At 67.3% G+C, this 25,012-nt stretch carries 27 protein-coding genes and 1 pseudogene; 17 read left to right on the top strand and 11 right to left on the bottom strand.

The genetic code is table 11. The annotated features are described in order from the left end of the window. Nucleotides 1-168: 168 nt before the first annotated feature. The 3 genes from AC1DD3_RS19615 (at nt 169) to AC1DD3_RS19625 (ending at nt 3,598) form a co-directional block, all read left to right on the top strand. Entirely contained in the window at nt 169-471 is a 303-nt protein-coding gene (locus tag AC1DD3_RS19615) for a hypothetical protein (RefSeq protein WP_230120282.1), read from the top strand. A gap of 62 nt (nt 472-533) precedes the next feature. After that, entirely contained in the window at nt 534-2,588 is a 2,055-nt protein-coding gene (locus tag AC1DD3_RS19620) for an acyl-CoA dehydrogenase family protein (RefSeq protein WP_476882331.1), read from the top strand. A 176-nt stretch (nt 2,589-2,764) separates the two neighbouring features. Then, entirely contained in the window at nt 2,765-3,598 is an 834-nt protein-coding gene (locus tag AC1DD3_RS19625) for a TIGR04086 family membrane protein (protein ID WP_476882332.1), read from the top strand. Between the two features lie 9 nt (nt 3,599-3,607). Here AC1DD3_RS19625 and AC1DD3_RS19630 read toward each other — a convergent pair whose 3' ends face one another. Next, the gene (locus AC1DD3_RS19630) at nt 3,608-4,015 is read right to left on the bottom strand and encodes a YchJ family protein (protein WP_230120286.1); all 408 of its coding nucleotides are present in this window, start codon (nt 4,013-4,015) and stop codon (nt 3,608-3,610) included. Nucleotides 4,016-4,223: 208 nt separating this feature from the next. On the opposite strand from AC1DD3_RS19630, the gene AC1DD3_RS19635 reads away from it, so the two are divergent. From AC1DD3_RS19635 to AC1DD3_RS19660, 6 genes are all read left to right on the top strand, one after another. Next, complete coding sequence (locus AC1DD3_RS19635) at nt 4,224-5,075, top strand: hypothetical protein (RefSeq protein ID WP_476882333.1); 852 nt, start codon at nt 4,224-4,226, stop codon at nt 5,073-5,075. A 133-nt stretch (nt 5,076-5,208) separates the two neighbouring features. Beyond that, complete coding sequence (locus tag AC1DD3_RS19640; RefSeq protein WP_230120289.1) at nt 5,209-6,213, top strand: aldo/keto reductase family protein; 1,005 nt, start codon at nt 5,209-5,211, stop codon at nt 6,211-6,213. 8 nt (nt 6,214-6,221) lie between these two features. Continuing rightward, complete coding sequence (locus tag AC1DD3_RS19645) at nt 6,222-7,073, top strand: SDR family oxidoreductase (RefSeq protein WP_476882334.1); 852 nt, start codon at nt 6,222-6,224, stop codon at nt 7,071-7,073. A gap of 137 nt (nt 7,074-7,210) precedes the next feature. Continuing rightward, entirely contained in the window at nt 7,211-8,320 is a 1,110-nt protein-coding gene (locus AC1DD3_RS19650) for a sulfite oxidase (protein WP_230120291.1), read from the top strand. A 40-nt stretch (nt 8,321-8,360) separates the two neighbouring features. Further along, the gene (locus AC1DD3_RS19655) at nt 8,361-8,804 is read left to right on the top strand and encodes a DUF1003 domain-containing protein (protein WP_230120292.1); all 444 of its coding nucleotides are present in this window, start codon (nt 8,361-8,363) and stop codon (nt 8,802-8,804) included. Nucleotides 8,805-8,903: 99 nt separating this feature from the next. Further along, nucleotides 8,904-9,290 carry an RNA-binding S4 domain-containing protein gene (locus AC1DD3_RS19660; RefSeq protein ID WP_230120293.1) on the top strand — a complete coding sequence of 129 codons (387 nt, stop codon included), beginning with the start codon at nt 8,904-8,906 and terminating at the stop codon, nt 9,288-9,290. Nucleotides 9,291-9,379: 89 nt separating this feature from the next. On the opposite strand, the gene AC1DD3_RS19665 is transcribed toward AC1DD3_RS19660, so the two are convergent. From AC1DD3_RS19665 to AC1DD3_RS19680, 4 genes are read right to left on the bottom strand one after another with little or no spacing between them, the layout of a single operon-like run. After that, the gene (locus AC1DD3_RS19665) at nt 9,380-10,030 is read right to left on the bottom strand and encodes a dihydrofolate reductase family protein (RefSeq protein WP_230120294.1); all 651 of its coding nucleotides are present in this window, start codon (nt 10,028-10,030) and stop codon (nt 9,380-9,382) included. Next, nucleotides 10,027-11,607 carry a DUF4389 domain-containing protein gene (locus tag AC1DD3_RS19670; protein WP_476882335.1) on the bottom strand — a complete coding sequence of 527 codons (1,581 nt, stop codon included), beginning with the start codon at nt 11,605-11,607 and terminating at the stop codon, nt 10,027-10,029. The genes AC1DD3_RS19665 and AC1DD3_RS19670 overlap by 4 nt, the downstream gene beginning before the upstream one ends. Nucleotides 11,608-11,644: 37 nt before the next feature. After that, nucleotides 11,645-12,091, bottom strand: coding sequence for a flavodoxin family protein (locus AC1DD3_RS19675; protein WP_476882336.1), 447 nt, complete (start codon nt 12,089-12,091; stop codon nt 11,645-11,647). Continuing rightward, nucleotides 12,088-12,417 (bottom strand): hypothetical protein, encoded by a 330-nt coding sequence (locus AC1DD3_RS19680; RefSeq protein WP_476882337.1) that lies wholly within the window; start codon nt 12,415-12,417, stop codon nt 12,088-12,090. The genes AC1DD3_RS19675 and AC1DD3_RS19680 overlap by 4 nt, the downstream gene beginning before the upstream one ends. 330 nt (nt 12,418-12,747) lie before the next feature. Here AC1DD3_RS19680 and AC1DD3_RS19685 point away from each other — a divergent pair, with 330 nt between their 5' ends. Next, complete coding sequence (locus AC1DD3_RS19685) at nt 12,748-14,241, top strand: amidohydrolase (RefSeq protein ID WP_476882338.1); 1,494 nt, start codon at nt 12,748-12,750, stop codon at nt 14,239-14,241. Here AC1DD3_RS19685 and AC1DD3_RS19690 read toward each other — a convergent pair. Further along, nucleotides 14,238-14,747 (bottom strand): hypothetical protein, encoded by a 510-nt coding sequence (locus tag AC1DD3_RS19690; protein ID WP_476882339.1) that lies wholly within the window; start codon nt 14,745-14,747, stop codon nt 14,238-14,240. The genes AC1DD3_RS19685 and AC1DD3_RS19690 overlap by 4 nt on opposite strands. Nucleotides 14,748-14,804: 57 nt before the next feature. After that, nucleotides 14,805-16,148, bottom strand: a complete 1,344-nt coding sequence (locus AC1DD3_RS19695; RefSeq protein ID WP_476882340.1) for a serine hydrolase — start codon at nt 16,146-16,148, stop codon at nt 14,805-14,807. Between the two features lie 203 nt (nt 16,149-16,351). Here AC1DD3_RS19695 and AC1DD3_RS19700 point away from each other — a divergent pair, with 203 nt between their 5' ends. After that, on the top strand, nt 16,352-16,969 hold the full coding sequence (locus tag AC1DD3_RS19700; RefSeq protein ID WP_230120308.1) for a uracil-DNA glycosylase family protein: 618 nt from the start codon (nt 16,352-16,354) through the stop codon (nt 16,967-16,969). Between the two features lie 94 nt (nt 16,970-17,063). Here AC1DD3_RS19700 and AC1DD3_RS19705 read toward each other — a convergent pair whose 3' ends face one another. Genes AC1DD3_RS19705 through AC1DD3_RS19720 form a run of 4 tightly spaced genes read right to left on the bottom strand, consistent with a single transcriptional unit; the run spans nt 17,064 to nt 20,262 of the window. After that, the gene (locus AC1DD3_RS19705; RefSeq protein WP_476882341.1) at nt 17,064-18,104 is read right to left on the bottom strand and encodes a CU044_5270 family protein; all 1,041 of its coding nucleotides are present in this window, start codon (nt 18,102-18,104) and stop codon (nt 17,064-17,066) included. Further along, nucleotides 18,070-18,666 carry an RNA polymerase sigma factor gene (locus AC1DD3_RS19710; RefSeq protein WP_230120311.1) on the bottom strand — a complete coding sequence of 199 codons (597 nt, stop codon included), beginning with the start codon at nt 18,664-18,666 and terminating at the stop codon, nt 18,070-18,072. Before AC1DD3_RS19710 ends, AC1DD3_RS19705 begins: the two co-directional genes overlap by 35 nt. A 58-nt stretch (nt 18,667-18,724) precedes the next feature. Then, nucleotides 18,725-19,969 carry a type II toxin-antitoxin system HipA family toxin gene (locus AC1DD3_RS19715; protein ID WP_476882342.1) on the bottom strand — a complete coding sequence of 415 codons (1,245 nt, stop codon included), beginning with the start codon at nt 19,967-19,969 and terminating at the stop codon, nt 18,725-18,727. Next, nucleotides 19,966-20,262 carry a helix-turn-helix transcriptional regulator gene (locus AC1DD3_RS19720; protein ID WP_230120315.1) on the bottom strand — a complete coding sequence of 99 codons (297 nt, stop codon included), beginning with the start codon at nt 20,260-20,262 and terminating at the stop codon, nt 19,966-19,968. The genes AC1DD3_RS19715 and AC1DD3_RS19720 overlap by 4 nt, the downstream gene beginning before the upstream one ends. Before the next feature lie 218 nt (nt 20,263-20,480). Between AC1DD3_RS19720 and AC1DD3_RS19725 the strand changes: the two genes are divergently transcribed. From AC1DD3_RS19725 to aspA, 6 genes and pseudogenes are all read left to right on the top strand, one after another. Next, a complete protein-coding gene (locus tag AC1DD3_RS19725) occupies nt 20,481-21,224 on the top strand; it encodes a phosphatase PAP2 family protein (protein WP_230120319.1) in 744 nt (247 codons plus the stop codon). Between the two features lie 67 nt (nt 21,225-21,291). Next, nucleotides 21,292-21,963, top strand: a complete 672-nt coding sequence (locus AC1DD3_RS19730) for a response regulator transcription factor (protein ID WP_476882343.1) — start codon at nt 21,292-21,294, stop codon at nt 21,961-21,963. Next, the gene (locus AC1DD3_RS19735; protein WP_476882344.1) at nt 21,960-22,931 is read left to right on the top strand and encodes a sensor histidine kinase; all 972 of its coding nucleotides are present in this window, start codon (nt 21,960-21,962) and stop codon (nt 22,929-22,931) included. Before AC1DD3_RS19730 ends, AC1DD3_RS19735 begins: the two co-directional genes overlap by 4 nt. Nucleotides 22,932-23,002: 71 nt before the next feature. Further along, nucleotides 23,003-23,719 (top strand): FadR/GntR family transcriptional regulator, encoded by a 717-nt coding sequence (locus tag AC1DD3_RS19740; protein ID WP_230120323.1) that lies wholly within the window; start codon nt 23,003-23,005, stop codon nt 23,717-23,719. A gap of 33 nt (nt 23,720-23,752) precedes the next feature. Next, nucleotides 23,753-24,853, top strand: coding sequence for an asparaginase (locus AC1DD3_RS19745; protein WP_476882345.1), 1,101 nt, complete (start codon nt 23,753-23,755; stop codon nt 24,851-24,853). A 9-nt stretch (nt 24,854-24,862) separates the two neighbouring features. Continuing rightward, a pseudogene (aspA, locus tag AC1DD3_RS19750) lies at nt 24,863-25,012 on the top strand (aspartate ammonia-lyase); the annotation flags it as partial.

The following is a 25,012-nucleotide window of genomic DNA, read 5'->3' on the forward strand; positions in this document are numbered from 1 at the left end:
AGGCATGTTGCTGGTGGGGTTGCTGAGACAAAGCCGTGACCTACGGAGCAGTATGATTTCGATCCCGTATCAACAGGCGCGACCCGCCATGCAGCCTGTGGATGGACCCGGCGGCCCGCCCTAAGCTCGTGCTACTGATCCAACCGCAGCAAAGGCGCAGGGGGAAGCATGGAGTTCGACCTAAGTGCAGTGGAGACGGCAACCTTGGTGTTCACAGGAACGCTGGTTTTTGCCATGGTGCTGGTCCTGTTCGTGGCGGCGGCGGCATGTGCCGCGTTGGTCCTGGTGGGGGTGGGGCGGCTGGCCTGGCTGATCGTCGCCGGCACCCTGCTCGGGCTGGTCCACGGCATCAACCATTTGTGGGACCGGCTGGTGCACCATGCCTCCACCGTGGAGCTGCCCGGAGATTTTCAGGGCCAGCCCTCCCCTAGCACCGGTACTTACCCGCGGGTAGCATTGAGGGACAGCTGAAGGGTTCTCCACCCGCGGCGGACCCAGGGCTCAAGCCGGTCACCGGTTAGAGGAGATGCCCCGTGAGCTCCGCCACTGAGAGTCCCGCCACCGAAGGCCAGCCCGCCCCCGCAGAAACAACGGGTCACGGCACCATCCCGACTATCGACAGCCCGGCCTCCGAAACGCCGGTGGCCGCCGAGAAGATCGGCGCCGGCGCCTCCGCGGAGGACGCCCGCGCCGTCGCCGAGGCGGCCCGCGAGACCGCCTGGGAGCGGCCGAGCTTTGCCAAAGGCCTGTACCTCGGCAGCTTCGACCTCAGCCTCATCCATCCCTGGCCCGCGGCCAAGGCCGATGACGTGGAGCGCGGCGAAGCCTTCATGGAGCGTCTCACGGAGCTCTGCCGGACCATGTCCGGCAGGCTGATCGAGCGTGAGGCCAAAGTCCCGGACGAATACCTCAGGGGCCTGGCCGACCTCGGCGTGTTCGGCATGAAGATCCCGCTGGAGTACGGCGGCCTGGGGCTGTCGCTGGTGTATTACGGCCGCGCCCTCGCGCTGCTGGGTTCGGTGCACCCCAGCCTCGGCGCGCTGCTGTCCGCCCACCAGTCCATCGGCGTGCCCGAGCCGGTAAAGGTGTTCGGCACCGCTGAACAGAAGCAGGAATACCTGCCGCGATGCGCGGGCGGCGCCATTACCGCCTTCCTCCTCACCGAGCCCGACGTCGGCAGCGACCCCGCCAGGATGGGCAGCACCGCCGTGCCCACGGACGACGGCGAGGCATACGTTTTGGACGGCGTGAAACTTTGGACCACCAACGGAGTGATCGCGGAACTTGTGGTGGTAATGGCCGTGGTGCCGCGGCACACCGACGCCGACGGAACCGTCCACAAAGGCGGCATCACCGCCTTCGTCGTGGAGATGGACACGCCGGGCATCACGGTGGAAAACAGGAATGCCTTCATGGGCCTGCGCGGCATCGAGAACGGCGTCACCCGCTTCCACCGGGTCAGGGTTCCGGCGGCCAACAGGCTGGGCCGCGAGGGCCAGGGCCTGAAAATCGCGCTGACAACCCTCAACACGGGCCGCCTCTCCATCCCCGCACTGTGTGTTGCGTCGGGCCGGTGGAGCCTGAAGATTGCCCGGGAATGGTCCAACGCCCGCACCCAGTGGGGCCGCCCGGTGGGACAGCACGAGGCCGTCAGCAAGAAAATTGCCTACATCGCCGCCACCGCCTTCGCCCTCGACGCGGTGTTTGAACTGTCCGCTGAACTGGCCGATGCCGGCCAAAAGGATGTGCGGATCGAGGCCGCCCTGGCGAAGCTGTGGTCCACCGAACGCAGCTGCCAGATTGCCGACGAACTCGTGCAGATCCGTGGCGGCCGCGGCTTCGAAACCGCCGATTCGCTGGAGGCCCGCGGCGAGCGCGCCGTCCCCGCGGAGCAGCAGCTGCGCGACCTGCGCATCAACCGGATCTTTGAAGGATCCTCGGAGATCATGAAGCTGCTCATCGCCCGTGAAGCCGTGGACGCCCACCTGGCCGCCGCCGGGGACCTGGCGTCCGTGGACGCCAGCCTCTCGGACAAGGCGAGGGCCGCCGTCGGGGCGTCCGGCTTCTACGCGAAGTGGCTGCCCAAACTCCTGGCGGGCGCCGGCATGGACCCGCGGTCCTACAGCGAGTTCGGCCGGCTCGCCAAGCAGCTCCGCTTTGTGGAACGGTCCTCGCGGCGGCTCGCCCGACAGACGTTCTACGGCATGGGGCGCTGGCAGGCCAAGCTGGAGCATAAGCAGGCGTTCCTGGGACGGATCGTGGACATCGGCGCCGAGCTCTTCGCCATGGCCGCGTGCTGCTCCCGGGCGGAGATGCTGCTCCGCACGGCTCCAGAGCGCGGCGCCACCGCGTTCGAGCTGGCCGAGGCCTTTTGCGAGCAGGCCCGCGTCCGGGTGGACGAATACTTCGACCAGCTGTGGCGCAACACCGACGACGGCGACCGTGAACTCTCGCGCAAAGTCCTCGCCGGAGACTACGAGTGGCTCGAAGCCGGTGTGCTGGACCAGTCCGAGGGCACCGGGCCGTGGATTGCCGACGCCGCACCCCGGGCCTCGGTAAAGGAGGACCTACACCGGAAATACCGCTGAGCGCGGGACGGAACCCGCTTGCCGGCCGGCAGACGGCACGAAAACCAAATAGTAAGCATCCTTGCTAAGTGGGATTGAACGGAGTTAGCTAGAACTGAGGCCAGCGCCTTGGCCTCGGCATTGCGTTGCCCGGCTTAGATCTGAGCCCGGTCCGTTCAATGAAAGCGAGACGTTCAATGAGCAGCCCCATAAGTTCCGAGGACAGGCGCCCCCGCCGCACCCAATCCCAACCCAGCACCGACGACACCCCGGTTTACGACGCCACGCAATCAGGCGACACGGACGCATGGAGCACGGACGAGCGCGAGGGCGGCCGGAGGGACACCGACACGCGGGCCATGAACACCCAGGCGCCCTACGCTGAGCGCGACTACACACAGGAGGCGCACACCAGCGCGGTCCCGCGTACCGATCCCGGGATGGCGTCGCGGGAGATCGCCGTGGCCCGTGAAAAGGAGGCCTTCGGCGGTATCCAGGTGGGCTCGGCGTTCTTCGGCTGGCTGGCCGCTACGGGCATGGCCGTCCTGCTGACCGCCCTGGTGGCGGCCGCCGGGACAGCCGTCGGCCTCGCCACGAACACTGATGTGAACGCGGCTGTCGGACAGGCGACGACGAATCAGACAGTGGGCGTCGTGGGCATCATTATGCTGCTGGTCATCCTGTTCGTCTCCTACTACAGCGGCGGCTATGTCGCCGGCCGGATGGCGCGCTTCAACGGGGCCAAGCAGGGCTTCATGGTGTGGATCTGGGCCCTGATCGCCGCCGTGATCGTGGCCGTGCTGGGCCTGATCGCCGGGGAGCGGTTCAATATCCTCGCACAGTTGAACAGCTTCCCGAGGATTCCCATTAACGAAGGCCAGCTCAACACCACGAGCATCATCGCCGCCGTTGTGGTGGCTGCGGTGGCCCTGGTGGGCGCCGTGCTGGGCGGGATGACCGGCATGCACTTCCACCGCAAGGTGGACCGCGCCGGCTTCACGCCCACCGCGGACTACGATGACCGCCATTAAGGGCTGCGATCAGGCCTGGTGCAGAACGACGGCGTCCAAGTAGTACCAGCGCCGGTCCACCCTTAGAAAGCGGCTCGTTTCGTGGTGGACGCCGCGTTCGCCGTCCTGCCTGAAGTGCGCCCTGAATTCCACCGTGCCCTGGGTGTCCAGCGGGCCGCCGCGGCTCGTGGACACGACGTCCAGCCGGCGCCACTCAAGGCCAGGATCGAGCTCCAGCTCCGAGGGCCGCGTGTCCGGATGCCAGGTTTTGAGCAGATAACCGGCATCGAGGAGGACGAACGCGCTGTAGCGGGAACGCATCAGCTGTTCTGCCGTTGCGGCTTCAGCGGATCCGCGGTGGAAACGGCCGCAGCAGTCCGCGTACTGCTCTCCGGAGAGGCACGGGCAGTTACCGGCAAAGGGCTCTGGCTGGGTCACGGCATCCCCTGGAAAATGTGGTGTTTACTTGCTAATTCCGACTATATGCCTGCCGGGAGGGGCGCATCCGATAACAGGTTCGAAACAACACCGGCGGGTCCTTGTCATGCGGGCATGTCGGCAGTAAATAGTCCGTATGGTGGTTAGGGGCTGTTTCCGGTTGTGGCTGTCGCGGGATGCGGCAGCCGCGGGCTGTTAGGAGGGTGAAGTGGGAGATCCGACAACGATTGCACTGAACCTGACATTTTTTGGCACGGTGTTTGTGGCCTTTGTCATGTTCATTGGGCTCTTCATTATTTTCACGGCCATGCTGCTGATCGCCGGGACCGGCCGCCTCACCGCCCTGATCGTCATGGCCCTGTTCGGCAGGTTCCCCAAAACCGACACCATCGAGCTGGTGCGGCTGTCCGCGGACGGCCAGATCGCCCGGAGTGTGCCCGTCGCAGAGTCCGCCAACAGCCACCCCGCCGAGGATCGGCCGGGAAAGGCCCGGCCCGCAAAGCCCCGGCTGCCCAAGACGCAAAGCACTTCCCGCCCGGTTCGCGCGCCGCGCCCTCCCATCGACTGGAAGAAACTGCTGACCCGCGCCGGACTCGAAGAGGCGCTGCGCACCGCCGTCGTTCATCACCCCCTGGTGACAGCAGCGTGCCCGGTACCGCCGGTCCTCGCGAAGGACTGGGCGGACGCCGTTGCCGCGGCGGATGCCCGTGCCGTGGCGCGGGCCCGCGCGGCGGCTCCCACGATCGATGTCCCGGTCCGCGACGTTCCCGTCACGGGCACCGGCGAAATCGTGAAAGTTGCGCCGCTGGTGGAATCCGCCCTGCACCATGGCGCCCGCGCACCGCTCACCCAGGTCCCGCCGCCGCCGTCCCACGCGCCCGGCGAAAACGGCAGCGGAAACGGAGCAAAGAGCCCGCAGCCGGCGCAGCCATCGACCGCGAAGTCCGCCCAGCCGGCAAGGCCCGCCAAGAAGCCTGCCAACGCCGGCCACATGGCCATCCTGGATACCGGGTCCATGGTCTCGCTGTCGCAGCACACCGAATCACGCATCCGGTCCTGACACCGCGGGGGACGGCAGCGCAGGGGACCCCCCGTGCCAGCTAACCCCGCGGCAGCCCTGCGGGTGACACGGCCGGCGGATGATCGGCCTGTATCCCTTACCCTGAGCAACCATCTCCGCTAGCGTGAAACCCATGGAATTCAGATACCTCGGAAACAGCGGCTTCAAGATCTCGGAAATCACGTTCGGCAACTGGCTGACGCACGGCTCCCAGGTGGAGAACGACGTCGCCACCCAATGCGTGCGGGCAGCGCTGGACGCCGGCATCAGCACCTTTGACACCGCCGACGTCTACGCCAACACCGCCGCGGAGACCGTCCTCGGCGAAGCACTCAAGGGCGAACGGCGCCAGTCCCTCGAAATTTTCACCAAGGTCTTCGGTCCCACCGGGCCCAAGGGCAAGAACGATCTCGGCCTGTCCCGCAAGCACATCATGGAGTCGATAGACGGCTCGCTCAGCAGGCTGCAGACGGACTACGTGGACCTGTACCAGGCACACCGCTACGACGTCGAGACACCGCTGGAAGAGACCATGCAGGCGTTCGCGGACATCGTGCGGCAGGGCAAAGCGCTGTACATCGGCGTCAGCGAATGGACCGCGGAGCAGCTCAGGAACGGGCACGCGCTGGCGAAGGAACTCGGCTTCCAGCTGATCTCCAACCAGCCGCAATACTCCATGCTCTGGCGGGTCATCGAGGAAGAGGTGGTCCCGGCGTCGGAGGAACTGGGCGTCTCCCAGATCGTGTGGTCCCCCATGGCGCAGGGCGTGCTGAGCGGCAAGTACCTGCCCGGCCAGCCGCTGCCGGAGGGCAGCCGCGCCACGGATGAAAAGGGCGGCGCCAAGATGATCCAGCGCTGGATGCGCGACGACGTCCTCACCGGCGTGCAGGAGCTCAAGCCGATCGCCGACGAAGCCGGGCTGACCATGCCGCAGTTGGCGGTGGCCTGGGTGCTGCAGAACCCGAACGTGGCGTCCGCCATTATTGGCGCCTCGCGGCCCGAGCAGATCGCGGACACTGTGGCTGCATCGGGAGTCACGCTTGAGGCGGACATCATGAAGAAGATCGACGCCGCGATCGGTTCACTCGCCGAGCGTGATCCTTCCCAGACGAAGTCCCCCGAAACGCGCGAAGGCTAGGAGGGGCCATGACAGATCTCCCTGACCTTGCCGTGACCGGCTCCACCGGCGTGCTCGGAGGGATGGTGGCGCGCCAGCTTGCGGATGCCGGCTTCTCCCAGCGCCTGCTGGTGCGCGACGCCGGCCGCGCACCGGAGCTGCAGGACGCACCGTCCGCCGTGGTCAGCTACGCGGATCCGGTGCTTGCACGTTCCGCCCTTGACGGCGTGAAGACGCTGTTCATGGTTTCCGCGGCCGAGGCCGAGGACCGGCTGCAGCAGCACTACACGTTCGTGGACGCCGCTGCCGCGGCCGGGGTGCAGCACATTGTCTACACCTCGTTCTTCGGTGCGGCGCCGGACGCGTCCTTCACCCTGGCGCGGGACCACTACGCCACGGAGGAGCGGATCCGGACGTCCGGCATGGCCTTCACGTTCCTGCGGGACAACTTCTACCTGGACTTCCTGCCGATGCTGGCCGGGGAGGACGGCGTGGTCCGGGGGCCCGCCGGGGACGGCGTCATGGCTGCCGTGGCCCGGGAAGACATTGCCCGGAGCGCAGTGGCGGTGCTGCGGGACCCCGCGGTGCATGCGGGCTTCACCTACAACCTCACCGGGCCGGAGGACATCTCGCTGGCCCGCGCGGCCGAAGTGCTTTCCAACGCCACGGGAAGGACCGTCACGTACCACAATGAAACGCTCGAGGAGGCGTACTCCTCGCGGGCTTCCTACGGCGCTCCGGCGTGGCAGGTCAAGGCCTGGGTGAGCACGTACACGGCGATCGCGAACCGGGAGCTGGCCGGGCCGACGTCGGATGTGCACGGCCTGACGGGGCAGGACCCCATCGGGCTCGCGGAGTTCGTGAAGCTGCCGCAGATTTAGCTGGCCGGCTCGCGCGGCTAATCAGGCGCTGACGGTCCTGGGATTGACGGTCCCGGGATTGACGGTCCTGGGGGCGCGGCGTAAACCTGTGAAGTGGGGGGACGCCCGTCCGCAGAACCGAGCAGAATCGCAATGCCATGTCCAAGCTGATCTACAGACGCCGTCAGTCCGCCCGGCCGGCTCCGCATGCTGGGGAACCCACCTATGGTCCGCTCACCGCAGAGGAACTGCAGCTCGCGGTGCGAAACCACTCAATGCCGCTGGAGGCGCTCCGGGAGGACATCACGCCGCCCGGACTGCATTATGTTCTGACGCATTTCGATATCCCGCACATCGACGCCGGGTCCTGGCATTTGCGGATCGGCGGCGCCGTGGAGCGGTCGCTGGAACTGAGCCTGGCCGCACTGAAGAAGGACCCGGCCATCAGCGTCCCTGTGACGCTGGAGTGTGCCGGCAACGGGCGCTCACTCCTGAAACCGAGGCCGCTGAGCCAGCCGTGGACGCTCGAAGCAGTGGGCACCGCGGTGTGGACGGGGGTTCCGCTGGCTTACCTGCTGGCGCAGGCCCGCGTGGAGCCCGAAGCCGTTGAGATCGTGTTCACCGGGTTGGACGAGGGAATCCAGGGCGGCGTCCGGCAGCAGTACGCGCGGAGCCTGCCGATCGCGGAGGCGCTCCGGGCCGACGTCGTGCTTGCCTACAAGATGAACGGCAGCGAGCTCCCGCCGCAGCACGGCTATCCGCTGCGGCTGGTGGTTCCCGGTTGGTACGGCATGACGAGCGTCAAGTGGCTGCAGTCCATCCAGGTGGTGACCGTGCCGTTCCACGGCTTCCAGCAGTCGGTCGCGTACCGCTACCAGCACACCGCGGACGACGCCGGCGCGCCGGTTTCGCGGATCAGGATCCGTTCGCTGATGCTTCCGCCGGGCATTCCGGACTTCTATACACGCCGGCGCATCCTTTCCCGCGGCCCGGTGATGCTGCGCGGCCGGGCCTGGTCCGGTGAAGGCGCCGTGACGGGTGTGGACGTCGGTATCGACGGCAAGTGGGCGCCCGCGCAGCTGGAGAAGGCCGCCGGCGCTTTTGCATGGCGCGGCTGGAGCTTCCCGTGGGTCGCCGATCCCGGCGAGCATGAGCTGGCCTGCCGGGCCACGGACGCAACCGGCGCCGTCCAGCCGCTCGAGCAGCACTGGAACTACCAGGGCATGGGCAACAACGTGGTCCAGCGGGTAAAGGTCAGGGTGGAGTAGCCGGGACGCTGGCACTCCGCTCCGCCCGTACTCTGGGCACATGAGCAAGCAACCAACAACGTGGCACGAAGAGCATAAGGCCCAGTTAAGCCGGGGGCAACGCGCGGCCGACGTCATGCGGAACGGCATGGGCAGCTGGCCGTTTGTGGGCGGCTTCATCGGGTTCATGATTGCCTGGGCATTGGTGAATTCCCTCGTCCTTGCGTCCAAGGCGTGGGATCCCTACCCGTACATCCTGCTGAACCTGTTCCTTTCCATGCTCGCCGGGCTGCAGGGCGCCATCCTGCTCATCGCCGCCAAACGCCAGGATGCCATCGCGGCGGTTATGGCCCAGCACGACTACGACACCGATGTGCAGGCCGAAGCCGAGATCGAGCGGCTGACGGCCATCAACAACCAGCAGCTGGAGATCCTCCACGAGCTGCGCCAGCTTCTTCGCGACCGCGGTGACGCGGCGCAGCGGGAGGGTGGTCACTCCCAGTAGTTCCCGCCGGGCGTGCCCTTTTGATAGATCACCCGTCATGTTATTCGGCGGCCGGGCTGCAGAGGGTCGGAATGGGGGCCGCTATACTCGGCAGCAGTCATGAGCAGCCTTCCTTCAGCACCCGCCACGGTCCGCATTGATGCCTGGCTGTGGGCCATCCGTGCCTACAAGACACGCTCCGCGGCCACTGCTGCATGCCGCGCCGGACACGTCCGGCTCAACGGAAACCCGGCCAAGGCGTCGCATTCGCTGGTCCCGGGCGACACCGTCCGCGTCCGCCAGCCGGGATATGAGCGCATCCTTGAGGTGCGCCGGCTCATCGCCAAGCGCGTCGGCGCGGAGGCGGCCTCGCACTGCTTCACCGACCACACGCCCCCGCGGCCCGCGGCCCCGGCTCTCGGCCTCCCACAGCGTGACCGCGGAACCGGGCGGCCCACCAAGAAGGACCGCCGCGAGATGGAGCGCCTCAAGGGTTCCGGCGGCTAAATGCAACGCGGGGTCACATAACGCCCAATCGGTCGTCGATATTGGGCCGTATCTGACCCCGCGTTGCTCTATTTCGGCGAGGCGGCGGCTCAGTCCCGGACGCGCTCCCGCCCGTCCCGCACCTCGAACTCCCCCACGTCCAACTCTCCGGCGCCGAACGCCGTGGGCAGCAGGGTCAGGTGGACGGCGCCGGCAGCCGTCGCTTTGTGCCCGGCCAGGGTAAAGGCCGACGGCGCGGAGCCGGTGTCGAACAGGCGCTTGCCCTGCCCCAGCACCACCGGGAACACGAAGAGCCGGTACTCGTCCACCAGACCGGCGTTGTGCAGGGCTCGGGCCAAAACGTGGCTGCCGTGCACCTGAAGTTCACGACCGGGGCTGGATTTGAGGTCGTCGATGGCCTCGAGAATGTTGCCGGACAGAATCGTGGTGTTGTTCCATGTGGCTTCGCTGAGGGTGTTTGAGACCACGTACTTGGGCAGGCCGTTGAGCGCGGCCGCCACTGCGTTATCCGGGTCCGAGACCTGTTCCCAATAGGGTTGGAACAGCTGGTATGTGGTGCGGCCCAAGAGGATGGCGTCGGCCTCGGCGAACCAGCCGTCCACGATCCTGCCCATGTCCTCGTCCGCGTGCGGGACAAGCCAGCCGCCAAGTTCGAATCCGCCGCTGGCGTCCTCTTCCTTTCCGCCCGGGCCCTGCATGACTCCATCCAGGCTCAGGAACGTGTTGACAGTCAGTTTCATGGTTCACCTCTCGGGGGATTGCCGGGTTGGGTTCCGTAGAAATCGGCCGGACCCATGTCGAGGCGGAACGGCGGATACTCGTCCCGCATGAGTGCCACATAGGCGGCCACCCGGTACACCCAGCGGTTCAGGCCGAGCAACAGGTCAAACAGACTCCCGAGGTAGCTCCCGGTGAACAGCAGGATGACGCCGGCGATGAAGGCCAGGAGCGATATCAGAGCGACTCCGCCGCCAGACGAGTAGCGGGCGGCACCACCTGCAAAGTCGTCGTCGGACGCCGCCCAGGTGCGGGAGTTGCCCGCCAGCACGCCCACGATCAGCAGGTGCGGGATGGCCAGCAGCCATGACTTCACCAGGACCAGGCCGCGGGAGAGGTGTTCCGGATAGTCGACGTCGAAGTCGGCCGGATAGTCCGTGCGGGCCAAGGTGAAGGGCGGGTAGCGGTCCGTGCCGATCGCGGAGAAGGCGTAGAAAGACACCCGCCAGCTCCAGCGCAGCACGCCTACGTTGAAGTTGAACAGCGAACGCGGGTAGCGGGCGGTGAACAGGATGGCGAACCACGCCACGATGGTGGTGATGACCAGGGCGAACCAGAGGAAGAACAGCACGATGAGGTGCGGAATCGCAAGGAACCACTTGACCAGCCACATCCAGCGCGACAGCCCCGGATCGAGGTGCCCGCTCAGGCGGGCCGGGTATGGTGCGTTCGAAAACAGCCCGACGGCGGGTGGCGGCGGTGGTACGGCCGCCCCGCTGCCCGGGACGCCTCCGCCGTACGGAGTGCCGGCCCCATACGGGGGACCGGCACCATACTGGGGGCCAGCGGCTGCATTGGCGAGTGGAGCGGTGCCGCCGGGTCCAGCGGCGTGCGGTCCCGCCGTCGGATATTGCGGCGGCGGGCCGTGCCGTCCGAGACCCATGGCACCGGCGACGATCAGCGGGACGCCGACGGCCAGGAGCACGATGCCGGAGATCAGCAGTCCCACGAACAAGGGCCACAGCAGGTCCGAACGGATGCCGCCCTGCAGTTCGGCGGCGATGGGCGCGCTGGCGTCTGCATTCATCACCACGATTGCCCAGCTGCCGGGGCGAAGGTCCCACCTGAGTTCCTGGGTGCCGGCGCCAGTGGCAGAAGCCGTCCAGAAGGTCTGGACACTGGGGCGTGCAGGGGTGCGCGCGCCCGGAATTTCACGGTAAGCAACCCTGAAGGGCCTTGTTTCAAGGTCCCGGATTTCCGACCGTTTGACCCCCTCCAGATACCGCTCCATGTCCGGCTCCGGGGCGATGCCGATAAAGATTTCCTTGCCGGCTGTGCCTGACGCGCCGCGGATGAGGATGCTGCCGGCGCTGTCAGACGGGATGACATCGGGGAGACGTTGGCCCGCCATGATGTCCAGCCCGACGGATGTGATGGCGTTGGAGCTGGCCTCGAAGCGCTCCGTTGACGAGGTGAAGTAGCCCTCGTCGCGCTGCTGGAAGTTGAGCCATCCGACTCCCGCTGCGCCGGCGAGCAGCCCCAGGCCCAGAAGCGCCGAGAGCGTGCCCAGGACGAGCATCACGATGCGGCTTGGTTTCATGGCCGCGTTCCTTTCCTGATGAGTGGCCTACGGCGCACTACGGGTGCAAAGCCGCGAGGAGTTCCTTTGCCCAGGCGGTGGCCTTCTCAAGTTCTCCGGGGCGCAGCGGTCCCTCGCTGCCGCGGACGTAGAAGGGCATCGGCTTGGCAATGATGTGGGCACCGTCTGCCCGGAGCGTTTCCGTGATCTTCCGGGCCGCGTCGCCGTGGATGAAGAGCCGGATGCGGGTGTCGAACGCGGCGGCCCTAACGCCGTCGAGCTGTCCGTTGCCGAGCGCTGACAGCAGCTCGTTGATTTTCGGCGTCGGACGCCAGCCGTTGATCGGGCTCCCGACGACGAGGAGGTCGCCCAGAGCCAGGTCACCGGGGTTGAAGTCACCTACCGGCACGGCCTCGGCAGGAAGCGGATCCAGTGATGCCGCGATCGTCGTGGCGACCTCCTTCGTGTTGCCGTAGGCGGAGTCGTAGACAATGTGCGCCTTCATACTCTCTCCCGGCTCTTTGCTGCCGGCGGTGGATCCAGGATGCGCAAAGGGCAAAGCAGCCCTGAACTTCCGGCAGCGGCCGCCAGGCGGTTGAGCTGGGCTGGATCGTGAAGGGCCGTGACGGCATCCGACGCAGCGCGCGCATGGGTCAGGTCTATGACGATCTCCCGGCCGGGCAGGAGAGCGCTTGTCCGGCGGGCCACCACATATAGTGCCCTCAGGTTCGCGGCCGTCAGCGTGCCACGCACGTCGATGCGCGCCGATTCCATGTTGGCGTCGATGTGGACGTGGACTTTAAGCCGGTGCTGGGTGGAGGTTCTGTCCACCGCGGTCACGCCTCTCCGGCGGGGAGCGTGAGTCCGGCGGGCAGCGGCGGTGGCTGACGAATCTGTCCAGGGTCAATCTGCTTCTTCATGCGGCCGCGGCCTCCCCGTTTCCTGCTCCTGCGGGAAACGGCGGGTTCACGGTGCCATTCCCCAACACGTGGTGAGACCCGGTGACGCCAGCGACCACGGATCCTCCCCCGGACTTCTTTGTCAGAACCGCGTCACGTCCAGAATGCACCTTCAGGCGTGCGCTGTGAAGAGGGCTAAAGTCGCGGGCAGGAGGTCCTGCCCGGATTGTTGCCCGGGCATTCGGCCCATAACCTGTTTCCTATGCTCTTCGACCAAGAGGGACACCCACTGCCTGACATCATTCTGGCTTCCGTCAGGCAGCCGGGGGACCCTGCACTGTTGAACATCCACATCTCAGACGGCGCGGTCACCCGGCTCAGCCCTGCGGGCGAGCGGCCGCCCGCCGATGTCCCCGTGATTGACCTCGATGGCCGGCACGTCATTCCAGGGCTGTGGGACGAGCACGTGCACATGACGCAGTGGGCCCTGGCGGCCAACCGGATCGATCTTTCCCTGGCGGCGTCGGCGCGGGAGGCCGCGGGGGTGGTGCGCGCCCGGTTGGCGGACGCCGACCGGAGCCTGACTGTGGTGGGGGTCGGGTTCCGCGATGCGGTGTGGAAGGACGTCCCCAGCCGTGAAATGCTCGACGACGTCACTCACCGGGTGCCGACGGCACTGATCAGCCACGACCTCCACTGCGTGTGGCTGAACTCAGCCGCGGCTTCGAGATACGGCGTTGAGGTGGATGCCGGCGGCCTGCTACGCGAGGACGCTGCGTTCGCCCTGACCCGCGAGCTGGGACGTTTGCCTGATGAGGTTGTTGATTCGTGGGTCCGGACTGCTTCTCGGGAGGCCGCCGCACGGGGAATCGTGGGCGTGGTCGACTTCGAGATGACCTGGAACCGCGACGTCTGGCTGCGCCGGGTGGCAGGCGGCTTCGACTCGTTCAGGATCGACGCGGGCGTCTATCCGGATGACCTGGCCCGGGCGGTCGCCGCGGGCATGCGGACCGGGCAGGAGCCCGACGGCGGGGCAGGCCTTTTGCGCGTCGGCCCGCTGAAGGTGCTCATAGACGGATCCCTGAACACGCGCACCGCGTACTGCGTGGACCCGTATCCGCACGGCGGCCACGGGATGCTGACCGTCAGCGAAGCGGAGCTGCTGGCGCTGCTGGTCACGGCCCGGGAGTCCGGGTTCGTTCCGGCCGTCCATGCGATTGGCGACGGCGCAAACCAGGTGGCACTGGATGCTTTCGCCGCTGCCGGGATCCCGGGCCGGATTGAGCATGCCCAGTTTGTGCGGCACGAGGACTTTGCCCGCTTTGGCGAGCTGGGCCTGACCGCCAGCGTCCAGCCCGCGCATGCCCTGGACGACCGGGACGCCGCCGAGGCCAACTGGAGCGGGCGCACCGACCGGGCCTTCCCGCTGCGGTCCCTGCTCGAGGCCGGCGCGGTGCTGGCACTCGGCTCCGATGCGCCGGTGGCTGTACTTGATCCGTGGGTAGCGATGTCGGCCGCGACCACCCGGTCGCGTGTGGACGGGCGCGGACCGTGGCATCCGGAGCAGGGTCTCACTCGGCGGGAAGCGCTCATGGCTTCGACCCGGGGACGCGGCCTGATCCGGGTAGGGGACCCTGCGGACATCGCTGTGCTCGACGCCGATCCGCTGTCCGTGCCGGACGAGGTGTTCGCCGGGATGCCGGTCGCTGCGACACTGGTGGCGGGCAGGTTTACGCACCGCGGCTCCGGCGTTTAGACCCCTTTGGCCCGGGCCTGGACGAGGTTGGCGAAGGGGAGCCTGCCGAAGTGTTCGCGGAATTCGCCGTGGTACCTGGCTTCGGCGAGGTTCACCTCCTCTGCGGCCAGCTCCTTCCACGCGATGAGCAGGGTCCGGGAGTCGGCGAGCTGCCAAATCAGTCGACCGTCCCAGTGCCCGGGCGGCTTGCCCTTTCCGAAGTCCACGAACTCCTGGATCTGCCTGCGGAGGCCGCGGTTTCCCTTGCTTCCGGGGCCGGCCTTACCCAGGTAAATAACGTCCGCGTCCTCGACCCATTCGGCGTGGAGCGCTTCCGCCCGGAGCGACGGGTCCTTCTTCTTGAACACCCCGGCGGTGCTCTTGGCCAGGAACCGCGGCTCGAAGCCCTCGGGGCGGAGCACTGCGAAGATCCCGGGCCGCTGCGGAATCCGGTTGATTTCGAGGTCCCTGACAAGCCGGAATCCGGTGAACCCGTCGTCCTTCAGCGTTTGTTTGGAGATAGGCAATGGGTTCCTTGGATCGGGGCGGTCATTCCCTTGAAGCTTACGAAAGTACTCCGGCCCTCACTCGCGGGTGAAGGTGCCGAGCCCCGTCTGGTCGTAGAAGTCGAGCCTGACGCTGGCTGCCGTGCCGCCCGCCCCTTCGGTGAAGATTGCGCCTGCCAGGCCGTTGCCATTCTCTCCAATGGATTCAAAGCTGAACGTATCGCCGTCGAAGTGGGTGAGCCTGAACGTTGTGGCCTTGGCAGCCGGGCCCATTTTCAGGGCAAGTCCGCGGCCATCCTCGGCGACAGCCAGTGCCCCGTAGTAGGAATTGGCGTAGCTGCCGGTGTAGAAAGTGCTGGTCCGCGCTGGTTGGGTGTGCTCTGGTGCCTTGGAGTAGTCCGTCTTCGGCTTCTCCGCCTCATCGATCTGCCGGAACGCCCGGGCGGTAAAACCAAGCCAGTCGACGGTCGGCGCACCGTTCTGAGCCGCGTCCAAGAAGCCCGCGCTGATGGCTTCCGGGATTCCCTGGGGACGTCCGTTGGTGAGGACCACGATGCCAAGCTGCTCACCCGGAAGCATGGAGACGGCGGTCGCTGCTCCAAGGTTGAAGGCTCCGGAGTGCCCCAACAGGAGCCGGGCATGGTCGTCGTAGGAGACATTCCAGCCGAGGCCGTAAAAGCGTGTGCGGGCTCCCGGCGTGGCGGGCAGCCCTGAGACGGCGTGTGGAACGTGGGTGACGCCAAGGGCCTCCGGCTCGATGATCTGCTTTCCCTCATAGCTGCCGTTGGCGAGCTGCAGACGGGGCCAGCGGGCAAGGTCCCGGATTGCGCCCGCGGTGTAGCCGAAGTTGCTGTAGTTGTAGCTGGCCCGGAATGAGTCCAGCGGCTGCTGGTCGAGGTGGCTGAGGATATAGGACCCGTCGGCTCCGGCCGCCACTGTGGAGGCAAGCGGTTTGGACACCGACGCCAGCTGGAAGACCGTGTCGGCGTCGACCTGCTCCGTCTTCCCCGCCGCCCGCACGCCGAAACCCTTGGCGTACACGGACTGGTCCCGGTAGACCACCGCCACGGCGATCCCGGGAACCCCAGTGCTCGCCATGGCGCTTTGGACCATCCCGTCGAGCTTGGCCAGTGCATCGCTGACCTTCTGCGGGTTGAGCAGCGGCTTGACCTGTGGTTCCGGCGCAGGGAGCAACGACGCCGGCGTGCTCGGGTCGCCGGGCTCGCCGGCGGGCCTGGCTGCGGCAGTGCAGGCGGACAGAAGCGGGGTCCCCGCAATTCCAGCGGCTCCGATCCCTATCAATTTCAGAAGCGACCGGCGGTCCGGGGATGCCGAACTGGTCCTGGTCACGGCGATCATCTCAAGTTCATGGGCACCAGGCTCGCCCCTCGCGCCGAGGAGGGCGGTCGCGCTGGCTTTCATCCTTCATGATGAACCTGTGCCGGCGCCGGAGAAAGATCCAATGCCCAGGTAGCACCACCCATCCGCCCATTTCGAGGACTGAACAGCCGGAAGACGCCGGTCCGCAGCCACGACTGTGAACTCCCCCGCGCACCCAAACCGGCAAAAGCGTACAGTGGAACAAGACGCCTGATTCTGGACGCCTTGCTGCTGAGGGAGAGATCGTGACGATTGACTGGGACGAAAAAAAGGCCCTGCTACAGGAACCGAACATTGCGGCGGTAACGCAGCTGTGCGACGAACTCATGGAAAAGAAGCCGGGATCCACCGTCCCCTACATTGACCCCATCCATGACGAGGACGAGTGCCGCATCGTCAGCCTCCACGTCAGCCCGGGCAAGGGCACCGAGTCCGGATTCGTGTCCCACTTCAACGACGATGAAGCCGCCCGCCGGGCCACCCAGATCTACGAGCTCGCGGAACTCGACCCTCGCTACGTCATGCCGTGGAACGCCTACCCCTGGGTTCGGGATCCTGACCTTCCGTCGGCCCTGAATGTCCAGGAGAAAACGGACGGCCTGCGCCCCTTCCGCCAGTTCCTGAAAATCAATAAACGCGTCTCGGCCGTCATCGCCCACGGCACCGACGCCTCGACCTTCCTGACCCTCTTCGAGAAGACCTACCACTCCTCACTGAAGAACAACGGCATCAAAATCTACAAGGCCAGCGCGCTCGGCGGGCGGGCCTTTGCTGTTTCCGAGGCCAAGCAGGAGGAGCTCCTCACCAAGAGCGTGGACATCTACAAGGACGCCATGCAGCGGGCGGGCATCCAGCACCTGTAGTTCCGCCACATCCGACAAATTACAGGCCAATGGGCGCCGGGAGGGATATCCCAGCGCCCATTTTCCCGTCGTAGGAGTCTACGGCCGTAGGCGTTTAAGGTGCCGCGTTGACCACTGTGGTCCGAACGGACGTCCACGACGTGGCGGTCCCGGCAGGAAAGTCTGGGGTGGCCTTGAGCAGGACGTCCCGTTCTCCGATCATTAGACCGGTGGCCGGATCGATGATGATGTCTCGCCTGCTTCTGCCGTCCGGTCCTACAATGCCAATGGCGACGCCGGTTTTTCCGTCGAGGGTGGCTTGGCGGTCCACCATCGTGACGCCGGGGACGAGAGCCGCAGCCTTGTAGAGAGACGCCCGCAGGTCCGCAGGAATGATGCCCGTACGCAGGGTATCCGCAATGGTCACCAATGCCTCGGCTTCCGGTGAAACCCCTGCGCCCTTGGTGCGGGAGTAGATCAGGTCCAGGAGCGCTTTGGGATCGCGGGGAAGCTTGGCGGCTTCATCCAGCCGCATGCCGTTGATCACTGTCTGTTCTCCGCCGTAGAAAGCACCGCCCGGGGCGCGCAGGGTTTCGGCCCCGGCCCCCTTGGAGCCGGAAACTGATTCCTGCATCTTGGCCGCCGCCTTCTTGGCTGCGTCGCTGAAGAAAGTCCCCGGGACCCGGTCTTCCCGGGTCCACACCCATACGCCGGTGCGGTCCGCTGGGACGTAAACCTGGCCTCCTGTCCTTTCCAGCCAGGACAACTGGCTCCCGTCTGCAAACGCTTGGGTTGTGCCGTAAACGGCGTTGGTATCGATCTTCAGGTACTGCCCCGGTTTCACCACCGGGTCGGAGGTCTTGATCGTGGCCGTGGCAGCCCTGCTGAGGACTTCGGCGGCCTCGGCGGTGGCGCCTTTGTGCGCCCCGGGAATGATGACGTCGGCGGCGACCATGGCCCCGACGAGCAGCGCGGCGGCCGCGGAGGCCAAGACCGCCCGGCGGACAATCCTCCGCGGCCTCACCCCGCTGGTGGTGGCCCGGGCATCCGGCGCTCCGATTTTGGCCATGAGGGTATTCCGGCCCCGGGCAAGTGTGGCCTGGGGTGCCGAGCCAACATCGCTACGCATTGCGCGGAGCAGCTGCAAATCGTCCATGATCGTTCTCCGTATCTTCAAGTCGTTCCAGGCCCAGCGTGTCCCGCAGTGTTTTGCGGGCGCGGTTCAGACGGGACCTCACGGTGCCCACCGGCACGTCCATCGCCTGGGAGATTCCTTCGTATGTCAGGTCGGCCCAGGCGTAGAGCAGCAGGGTTTCCCGGTCTATGGCTGCCATGGATTTCAGCGTGCCGGCGATCCGGGCCGTCGCTACGGTGGCGTCAACCTGCGCCGCGATCCGGTCCGAACTGTCATCCACTCCCTCCCGGGGAGCGGACCTGGCCAGGGTCTTCAGGGTGCGCGCCTCGGCCCGGTGGTGCCGCCGCAGCAGATTGGTGGCGATGCCGAACAGCCAGGGCCTGGCGTCGTCCCGCCCGTGGTCGAAGGTGTCCAGCCGCTCGAAGGCGACCAGGAAGGTCTCGGACGTGACGTCGTCGGCCGCGAAGTCCCCCGCCCGCCTGGCCGCGTACCGGTAGATGACTGAGGCGTGTCTGTCGTACAGCTCCCCAAACGCTGCGGGGCTGTCGCGGGACCGCCTGATGATGTCGCTGTCTGTACTCACACTCTGTATTGCCCGCTGCCCGGGAAAGGGTTCACGGAACATATCCTCCGGCGCCGGCTCACCCTTCCAGCAGCCTCCGCCGGTGCTTCAGCTCCTTCACCCACGCCCGGGTGACCATGTCCGGAAAAGGCGAGCCGCCGCCGTCGTGCGTTGTCGCGAACGCAGTGCCCGCCTCCAGGTCTGCGAGCAGCGGGCCCGCTGCTTTCAGCGTCAGGTCCACCACCTGGACCGACGCACGCTCCGTCAGCCCCAGGGCCGCGGCCCAGCTTAGGAAATGCTTCCGGGAGATGCCGCTGCGCTTGCCGGCGAGCGTCAGGGCGAGTGTCTTGTCGCCGTAGACGACGGTGGAGGGGATGTCGTACACCGGCGCGACGGACCACTCCCCTGACGGCTGCTGCACCATGGACACATTCTTGGCGTGCAGGTCGCCGTTGCCGCTCAGCCACGCAAACGCGACCTGGATAGCCAGGTTCCGCAGCGCCGGCAGCGGCGCCGCGCAGTATTCCGCCAAGGCATGGCAGACCGTCCCGAACCCCACGTTGTACTTGTCCGCCGGGTACAGCTTGAGCACCTGGGCACCGTCCTCGACGGCGAGGCGCTGCACCGCGTCCGATGCACCTGCCGCTCCGGGCCGTTCCGCCAGCGGCACCCGGTCGAATCGCTCCACAAGCAGGCCCGGGCGGCCTGCGACATCGCGCATCAGCTGCACGCGGCTCAACGGAATCCGCAGCTTGGCCGCGTAGCGGAACATGATGAACTCGTTCTCCACCACGTGCGGGAACTCGGGCGCATTGAGCTTGAGGATGAACCGCCGGCCGGCGCTGGCCACGGGCATCGAAATCATCCCGGCAGACAGTTTGTCCTGCACGCCCGCGAGCGCCACGGGATCGATCAGCCCGGAATCGCCGAGCAGCTCGTCGAAGTCCACCGGCTTCCGCGGGTCCACCTCGACGGCATGTTCCTCGGGGTCCAGAGTCTCCCCGTGCCCCACGATCTGCACGTCGCCCACCGGGTTACCGCCCGCGGCGATGAGCAGCGACAGGTCATCGTCCGCGCTGGTCTTGATGGACCGGCGCAGCGCGTTGAGCCGGCGCCCCTCCGGCAGCAGCCCGGTGAAATAGGGCGGGGCGGCGCCTGCCGCGGACAGCACCGGCTCCGCGGAGAGCGGCAGGGAACTGGCGACGGCGGGACCGCCCGCCTGCAGGTACGCCGGCAGATAGGCGAACCTTGTGCCGCCCTCGTGCCGTTCCAGGCGCGCGGCCAGGATGCCCCGCTTGTAGATGTCCGCCACGCGGTGCCTCATGGCCGGGCGCTGCTTTCAGGTTCAGCTGCTCCAGAGGCGCCGTCCGACGCCGGCTGGCTCGCGAGGGCGCGTGCCGCCTCCCTCGACCGTGTGGCGAGCCGAAGCTCCAGGCCCAGTGTCTCCAGGACGGCCATCAGCGAGTCCAGCTGGACGCTCGGCTTGCCCTGCTCGACGAACCGGACAAACCGCTCGGAGACTCCCGCCATGTCCGCAAGGTCCTGCTGGCTGAGCCGCAGGACGGCCCTGCGCGCGCGGACTTCACCGGCAAGGTGATCGGGGAAGGATGTGGCCACAAATACCCTCTTAATAGGAACGAACGTGCCGAAATTTGCTCAGATTCAGTGTAAAACGCTTTTTGGGGCTCGGGCAACGGTATTTCGGCACGAACGTGCCGAAGGGGAATCCACACAGAATTCGGACCCATTCTATTTCTTAGAGATTTCTTGGCAGCCCGCTCCCACACTTGAATCAGGCACAGCACCACGCATGCCGAAAACGAAAGGGACAGCCTGTGACCAGGACAGAGCCGGCAACAGACAGTACGCCGGACCGCACCCGCATGGCAACGCTGCCACAGCTCCGCCACTGGATCGTGCTGCCGCTGGTCTTTGCTGCCCTGATCGTGGCCGCAGGGCTGACACTCGGCTCCGTCCCCGCCCTTACCGCTGCCGACCTGTCCGTGGATGCCGAACTCAGCCACGGCCACTCGCCCCCGCTGACCGCGATCGCCCTGTTCTTCAACGTCGTGTTCAGCCCGGTCGGCGGCGTGCTGATGATCGCCGCGCTGTGCCTGTTCCTGCTCTTCGCCCGCCGGAGCCCGGTGAACGCGGTGGCCACCGGGCTGGTGGCGTCCGCCGCGTGGGTCAGCAGCGAACTGTTCAAGCTGGTTGTCGCCCGGCATCGGCCGGATTCCGCCGCCCTCTTCGATCCCCTGACGCCCGAGCCCGGCACCGACAGCTTCCCCAGCGGGCACACCGCCTTGGCCGCGGCCCTCGCGATCGCCGTGTTCCTCCTGGCCCGCGGCACCCGCTGGCAGTGGCCAGCCCTGGTCGGCGGAGCCCTCGTGGCCGTCGCGGTGGCCCTGTCCCGCATCTATCTGGGCGTCCACTACCCAACTGACGTGGCGGCGTCGTTCCTGTCAGCCCTGACCGGGGCGTCGTTTATCACGGGGCTGTGGAACACTTACGGGCTGGCGGTCCTGTCCCGCATACCCCTCCTGGCCCGGCTGGGCCCCGTTCCCGCAGCGAGCGCGTGAGCACCGCCTCCGCGCGGGCCGCCGCATCCTGTTGGCACAATCCCCCGTGTTGGCAGAATGGTGCGTAATGGACGCCAACCGAAAGAAGCGCGTGCTGCTGGTCGAGGATGACCGGCAGCTCGGCCCCCTCATCGCCGAGCTCATCGGTGACGATTTCAACGTGACCCTCGCACGGGACGGGCAGGAGGGCCTGCACCTCGGCCTGACGCAGGAGTGGGACGCCCTGGTGGTGGACCGCGGACTCCCGCTGCTCGACGGCGCCGCGCTCGTCGCAGCGCTGCGCGGCAAGGGCGTCAGCACTCCGGTGCTGATCCTCACCGCCCTGGGCACCGTGCAGGACAAGGTGGACGGGCTGGACGCCGGGGCCAATGACTACCTGGTCAAGCCGTTCGACGCCGCAGAGCTCGCCGCCCGCCTCCGCGCCCTGACCCGCACCTACGAGGCTCCGCTGCGGTCCCTGCCGCTCGGCGACTGGACGTACGACGCCGATGCCCGGCTCCTGCTCTCGCCTTACGGCGACCGCGTGTCCCTTTCCCCCAGGGAGGGGTCGCTGCTCGAAGTGCTGGCCACCGAACCGGAGCGGGTCTTCTCCCGCACCGAGCTCCTCGGCAAGGTGTTCACGGAAGGTGACCAGCCCGGCGCCGTCGACACTTACGTCCATTACCTCCGCCGGAAGGCAGGCCGGGACATCGTCCGCACGGTCCACGGCACGGGCTACCAGCTGGGAGAGCCGTCATGAACCCGTCCGATGCCGACCGGCTTATCCTGCGCACGGCTGCCCGCAAGGTCAGCACGCAGATCGCGCTCGTGTGCGCGGCGTGCGTCGCCGTCGTCATCCTGGCGCTCGTGCTGTTCGCGGTCTACCGGTCACAGCCGGCCGAGCTCGCCCAACACCCTGCCGGCGCCGGCAGGATCTACATCGACGAAGCCGACGGACTGCTGGCGCTGATCTTTGGCGGCGTCCTGGGCGTGGTGCTTGCGGCAGCCGCCGGACTGGTCAGCGCGAGGAGCGCCGTGAGGCCGCTCGGCGAAGCCCTTGCGGTGCAACGGCGCTTCGTCCAGGATGCAAGCCACGAACTGCGCACGCCGCTGGCCATCCTGGACGCACGGCTGCAGCTTGCCCAGCGCAAGGCCGGTCCGGACAGCCCCGCGGCGACCACGCTTGCCCGACTCCGCGAGGACAGCGCCGGTCTCGCCGAACTGGTGGACGACCTGCTGCTGTTGTCCGCGCCCGCCTCCATCGAGGCCACCGAGCCCGTGGACGCGGCCACGGTCGTTGCGGCAGTGACGGACGACCTCCAGCTCCTCGCCGGCGCCGCGGGCATTGAGCTGGCCTGCTCAGCAGCCGGCCCGGCAGGCGTGCGCATTCCGCCGCATTTGCTGCGGAGGATGGTCACCGCACTGGTGGAGAACGCCATTTCCCACACCCCCGATTCGGGCCGTATCAGCGTGGTCGTGACTGCCACCGGCCGCATGATCAGGATCAGCGTCCGGGACACCGGCCCGGGCATCACGGACATCGAACCGGACCGAGTGTTCGAACGGTTTGCGCGCGGGAGGCCGGCAGACCATGAGGCGGCGCGGCATAGCTACGGAATCGGGCTGGCACTGGTCAAGGACGCGGCCATGCGCCACGGCGGCGACGTGACCGTGAAGGAAACCGGCCCCAGCGGAACGGTGCTGAGCCTCGAGCTTCCGGCTTCGTAATCCAGGCGGCCGGCGGCAGCCGCCCAATTCACAGTTGACAGTCCGGTGTGACCCGTGCCATATTTTTAAGCGTGAACCTGTCAGACAGCCGGACAGCCGGACAGCAAAGCGGAGGAAACACCTCCCCCCTTGCCCGCCTCAGCGCCGCCGAGGCTGTCTTCAACGCCATCCGCGGCGACATCGAGGGCGGCAGGGTGGGCGTGGGCGCCAAGCTCAACTCCGAGGCGGCCCTGGCCCAGCAGTACGGCGTGAGCCGATCGGTGATCCGTGAGGCCCTCCGCTCCTGCACCGCCCTCGGCCTGACCATGACGCGCACAGGCCGGGGCACGTTTGTCGTGGCCGACCACGTAGCCAACGACCTCGTCCTCGGCCAGTTCTCCGCCCGCGACCTCACCGAGGCCCGGCCGCATATCGAAGTCCCCGCCGCGGGCCTCGCCGCCGAACGGAGGACAGCCGAAGACCTCGACATCCTCCGCGCCATGGTCACCTCCATGGCCGTGGAGACCGATCCCGAAGCCTGGGTGGCGCTCGATTCCGGCTACCACGCCGCCATCGCCCGAGCCAGCGGCAACAAGGTCTTCGAAAGCGTGGTGGCCGACATCCGCGATGCCCTGGCCCACCAGTCCGAAACCCTGAACCTGGTGACCGACCGCCAGCACGCCTCCAACGAAGAGCACCAGCGCATCCTCGACGCCATCGAAGCCGGCTCCGCCTCAGACGCCAGCGCCGCCATGAGCGAGCACCTCCGCGCCGTCGGCGAGGCCCTCGACTCCATCCTCAACCAGTAACCGCCAGCAACAATCCAACAGCCCAAGGACTCCATGCCCTCCCCTGCCATGCCGGCAAGCCCCCAGATTCCCGCGCCCGCCGCAGCTGCCCCCTGGGCAACCGCGCCCCATGCGTCTAAAAGGCTGCCCCGGCACGAACCGCTGGCCTTCCAGACCCGCGACGGACTTGTCGAAAGCATCCATTACGGCTCGCTCATCGCCACCGCGCCTGGCGGCAGGACCCTTCTTTCCGCCGGTGACCCGCTGGCGGCTTTCTACCCGCGGTCCTCGCTCAAGCCGCTGCAGGCAGTGGCCATGGTCCGCGCCGGGCTTGATCTCCCCGGCGATCTTCTGGCCCTTGCCGCCGCAAGCCACTCCGGCGGCGCCAGGCACCGCGACGGCACCAGCCGGATCCTGCAGCTCCACGGGCTCACGGCCGCCGCGCTGGAAAACACCACCGACCTCCCGTACGGCGTGGGCGAACGCGAGGAGTGGCTCCGCGAGGGCGGCCAGGCCACCCAGATCGCCCAGAACTGCTCGGGCAAGCACGCCGCCATGGCGGCCACGTGCGTCATCAACGGCTGGCCGGTGGAGGGTTACCTCGACCCCGGGCACCCGCTGCAGAAGATCGTGGCGGAAACCGTGACGGAGCTGACCGGCGAAGAACCGTCCGGGATCAGCACGGACGGCTGCGGCACGCCGCTGTTCGCCCTGACCCTCGCCGGCATGGCGCGCGCCTTCGGCCGTCTCGCGTCCGCAGAACTGCCGGACGGTGCGTCCGCCCCCGAGAGCCCGGAAGCCGCCGTCGCGCATGCCATGCGGCACTACCCGGAGATGGTGGCAGGCGAAGGCCGGGACGTCACCGAGCTCATGCGCCTCGTGCCGGGGCTCCTGGCCAAGGACGGTTTTGAGGGCGTCCAGCTCGTGGGACTGCCGGACGGCCGCGGCATTGCAGTCAAGATTTCCGACGGCGGCGACCGCGCCCGCATGCCTGTCACCGTCCGCGCACTGGAAGCGCTCGACGTCGACACGTCACCGCTGGCGGGCATCGCGACCAGCGCAGTGCTGGGCGGCGGCCGGCCCGTGGGTCTGCTTCAGGCCGCCGATTTTCACTCCACAGCTCCCGCAATTTCCCCAGCCAACGACGCCTTCTAAGGATTGCAAGTGACCATCACCAATACCGCTCCGGACGTCCGTTCCGAGCATGATCTCCTGGGCGACCGGGACGTTCCGGCCGCCGCGTACTGGGGTGTGCACACGCTCCGGGCCGTGGAGAACTTCCCCATCACCGGCCAGCCGCTGTCCACGAACATG

The sequence above is a fragment of the Arthrobacter sp. 05T444 genome (assembly GCF_056395905.1).

Coding starts and splice junctions, on each gene's coding strand:
- AC1DD3_RS19615 (WP_230120282.1), top strand. CDS start 169: ATGGAGTTCGACCTAAGTGCAGTGGAGACGGCAACCTTGGTGTTCACA.
- AC1DD3_RS19625 (WP_476882332.1), top strand. CDS start 2,765: ATGAGCAGCCCCATAAGTTCCGAGGACAGGCGCCCCCGCCGCACCCAA.
- AC1DD3_RS19640 (WP_230120289.1), top strand. CDS start 5,209: ATGGAATTCAGATACCTCGGAAACAGCGGCTTCAAGATCTCGGAAATC.
- AC1DD3_RS19645 (WP_476882334.1), top strand. CDS start 6,222: ATGACAGATCTCCCTGACCTTGCCGTGACCGGCTCCACCGGCGTGCTC.
- AC1DD3_RS19650 (WP_230120291.1), top strand. CDS start 7,211: ATGTCCAAGCTGATCTACAGACGCCGTCAGTCCGCCCGGCCGGCTCCG.
- AC1DD3_RS19655 (WP_230120292.1), top strand. CDS start 8,361: ATGAGCAAGCAACCAACAACGTGGCACGAAGAGCATAAGGCCCAGTTA.
- AC1DD3_RS19660 (WP_230120293.1), top strand. CDS start 8,904: ATGAGCAGCCTTCCTTCAGCACCCGCCACGGTCCGCATTGATGCCTGG.
- AC1DD3_RS19665 (WP_230120294.1), bottom strand. CDS start 10,030: ATGAAACTGACTGTCAACACGTTCCTGAGCCTGGATGGAGTCATGCAG.
- AC1DD3_RS19670 (WP_476882335.1), bottom strand. CDS start 11,607: ATGAAACCAAGCCGCATCGTGATGCTCGTCCTGGGCACGCTCTCGGCG.
- AC1DD3_RS19675 (WP_476882336.1), bottom strand. CDS start 12,091: ATGAAGGCGCACATTGTCTACGACTCCGCCTACGGCAACACGAAGGAG.
- AC1DD3_RS19685 (WP_476882338.1), top strand. CDS start 12,748: ATGCTCTTCGACCAAGAGGGACACCCACTGCCTGACATCATTCTGGCT.
- AC1DD3_RS19695 (WP_476882340.1), bottom strand. CDS start 16,148: ATGAAAGCCAGCGCGACCGCCCTCCTCGGCGCGAGGGGCGAGCCTGGT.
- AC1DD3_RS19705 (WP_476882341.1), bottom strand. CDS start 18,104: ATGGACGATTTGCAGCTGCTCCGCGCAATGCGTAGCGATGTTGGCTCG.
- AC1DD3_RS19715 (WP_476882342.1), bottom strand. CDS start 19,969: ATGAGGCACCGCGTGGCGGACATCTACAAGCGGGGCATCCTGGCCGCG.
- AC1DD3_RS19730 (WP_476882343.1), top strand. CDS start 21,292: ATGGACGCCAACCGAAAGAAGCGCGTGCTGCTGGTCGAGGATGACCGG.
- AC1DD3_RS19735 (WP_476882344.1), top strand. CDS start 21,960: ATGAACCCGTCCGATGCCGACCGGCTTATCCTGCGCACGGCTGCCCGC.
- AC1DD3_RS19745 (WP_476882345.1), top strand. CDS start 23,753: ATGCCCTCCCCTGCCATGCCGGCAAGCCCCCAGATTCCCGCGCCCGCC.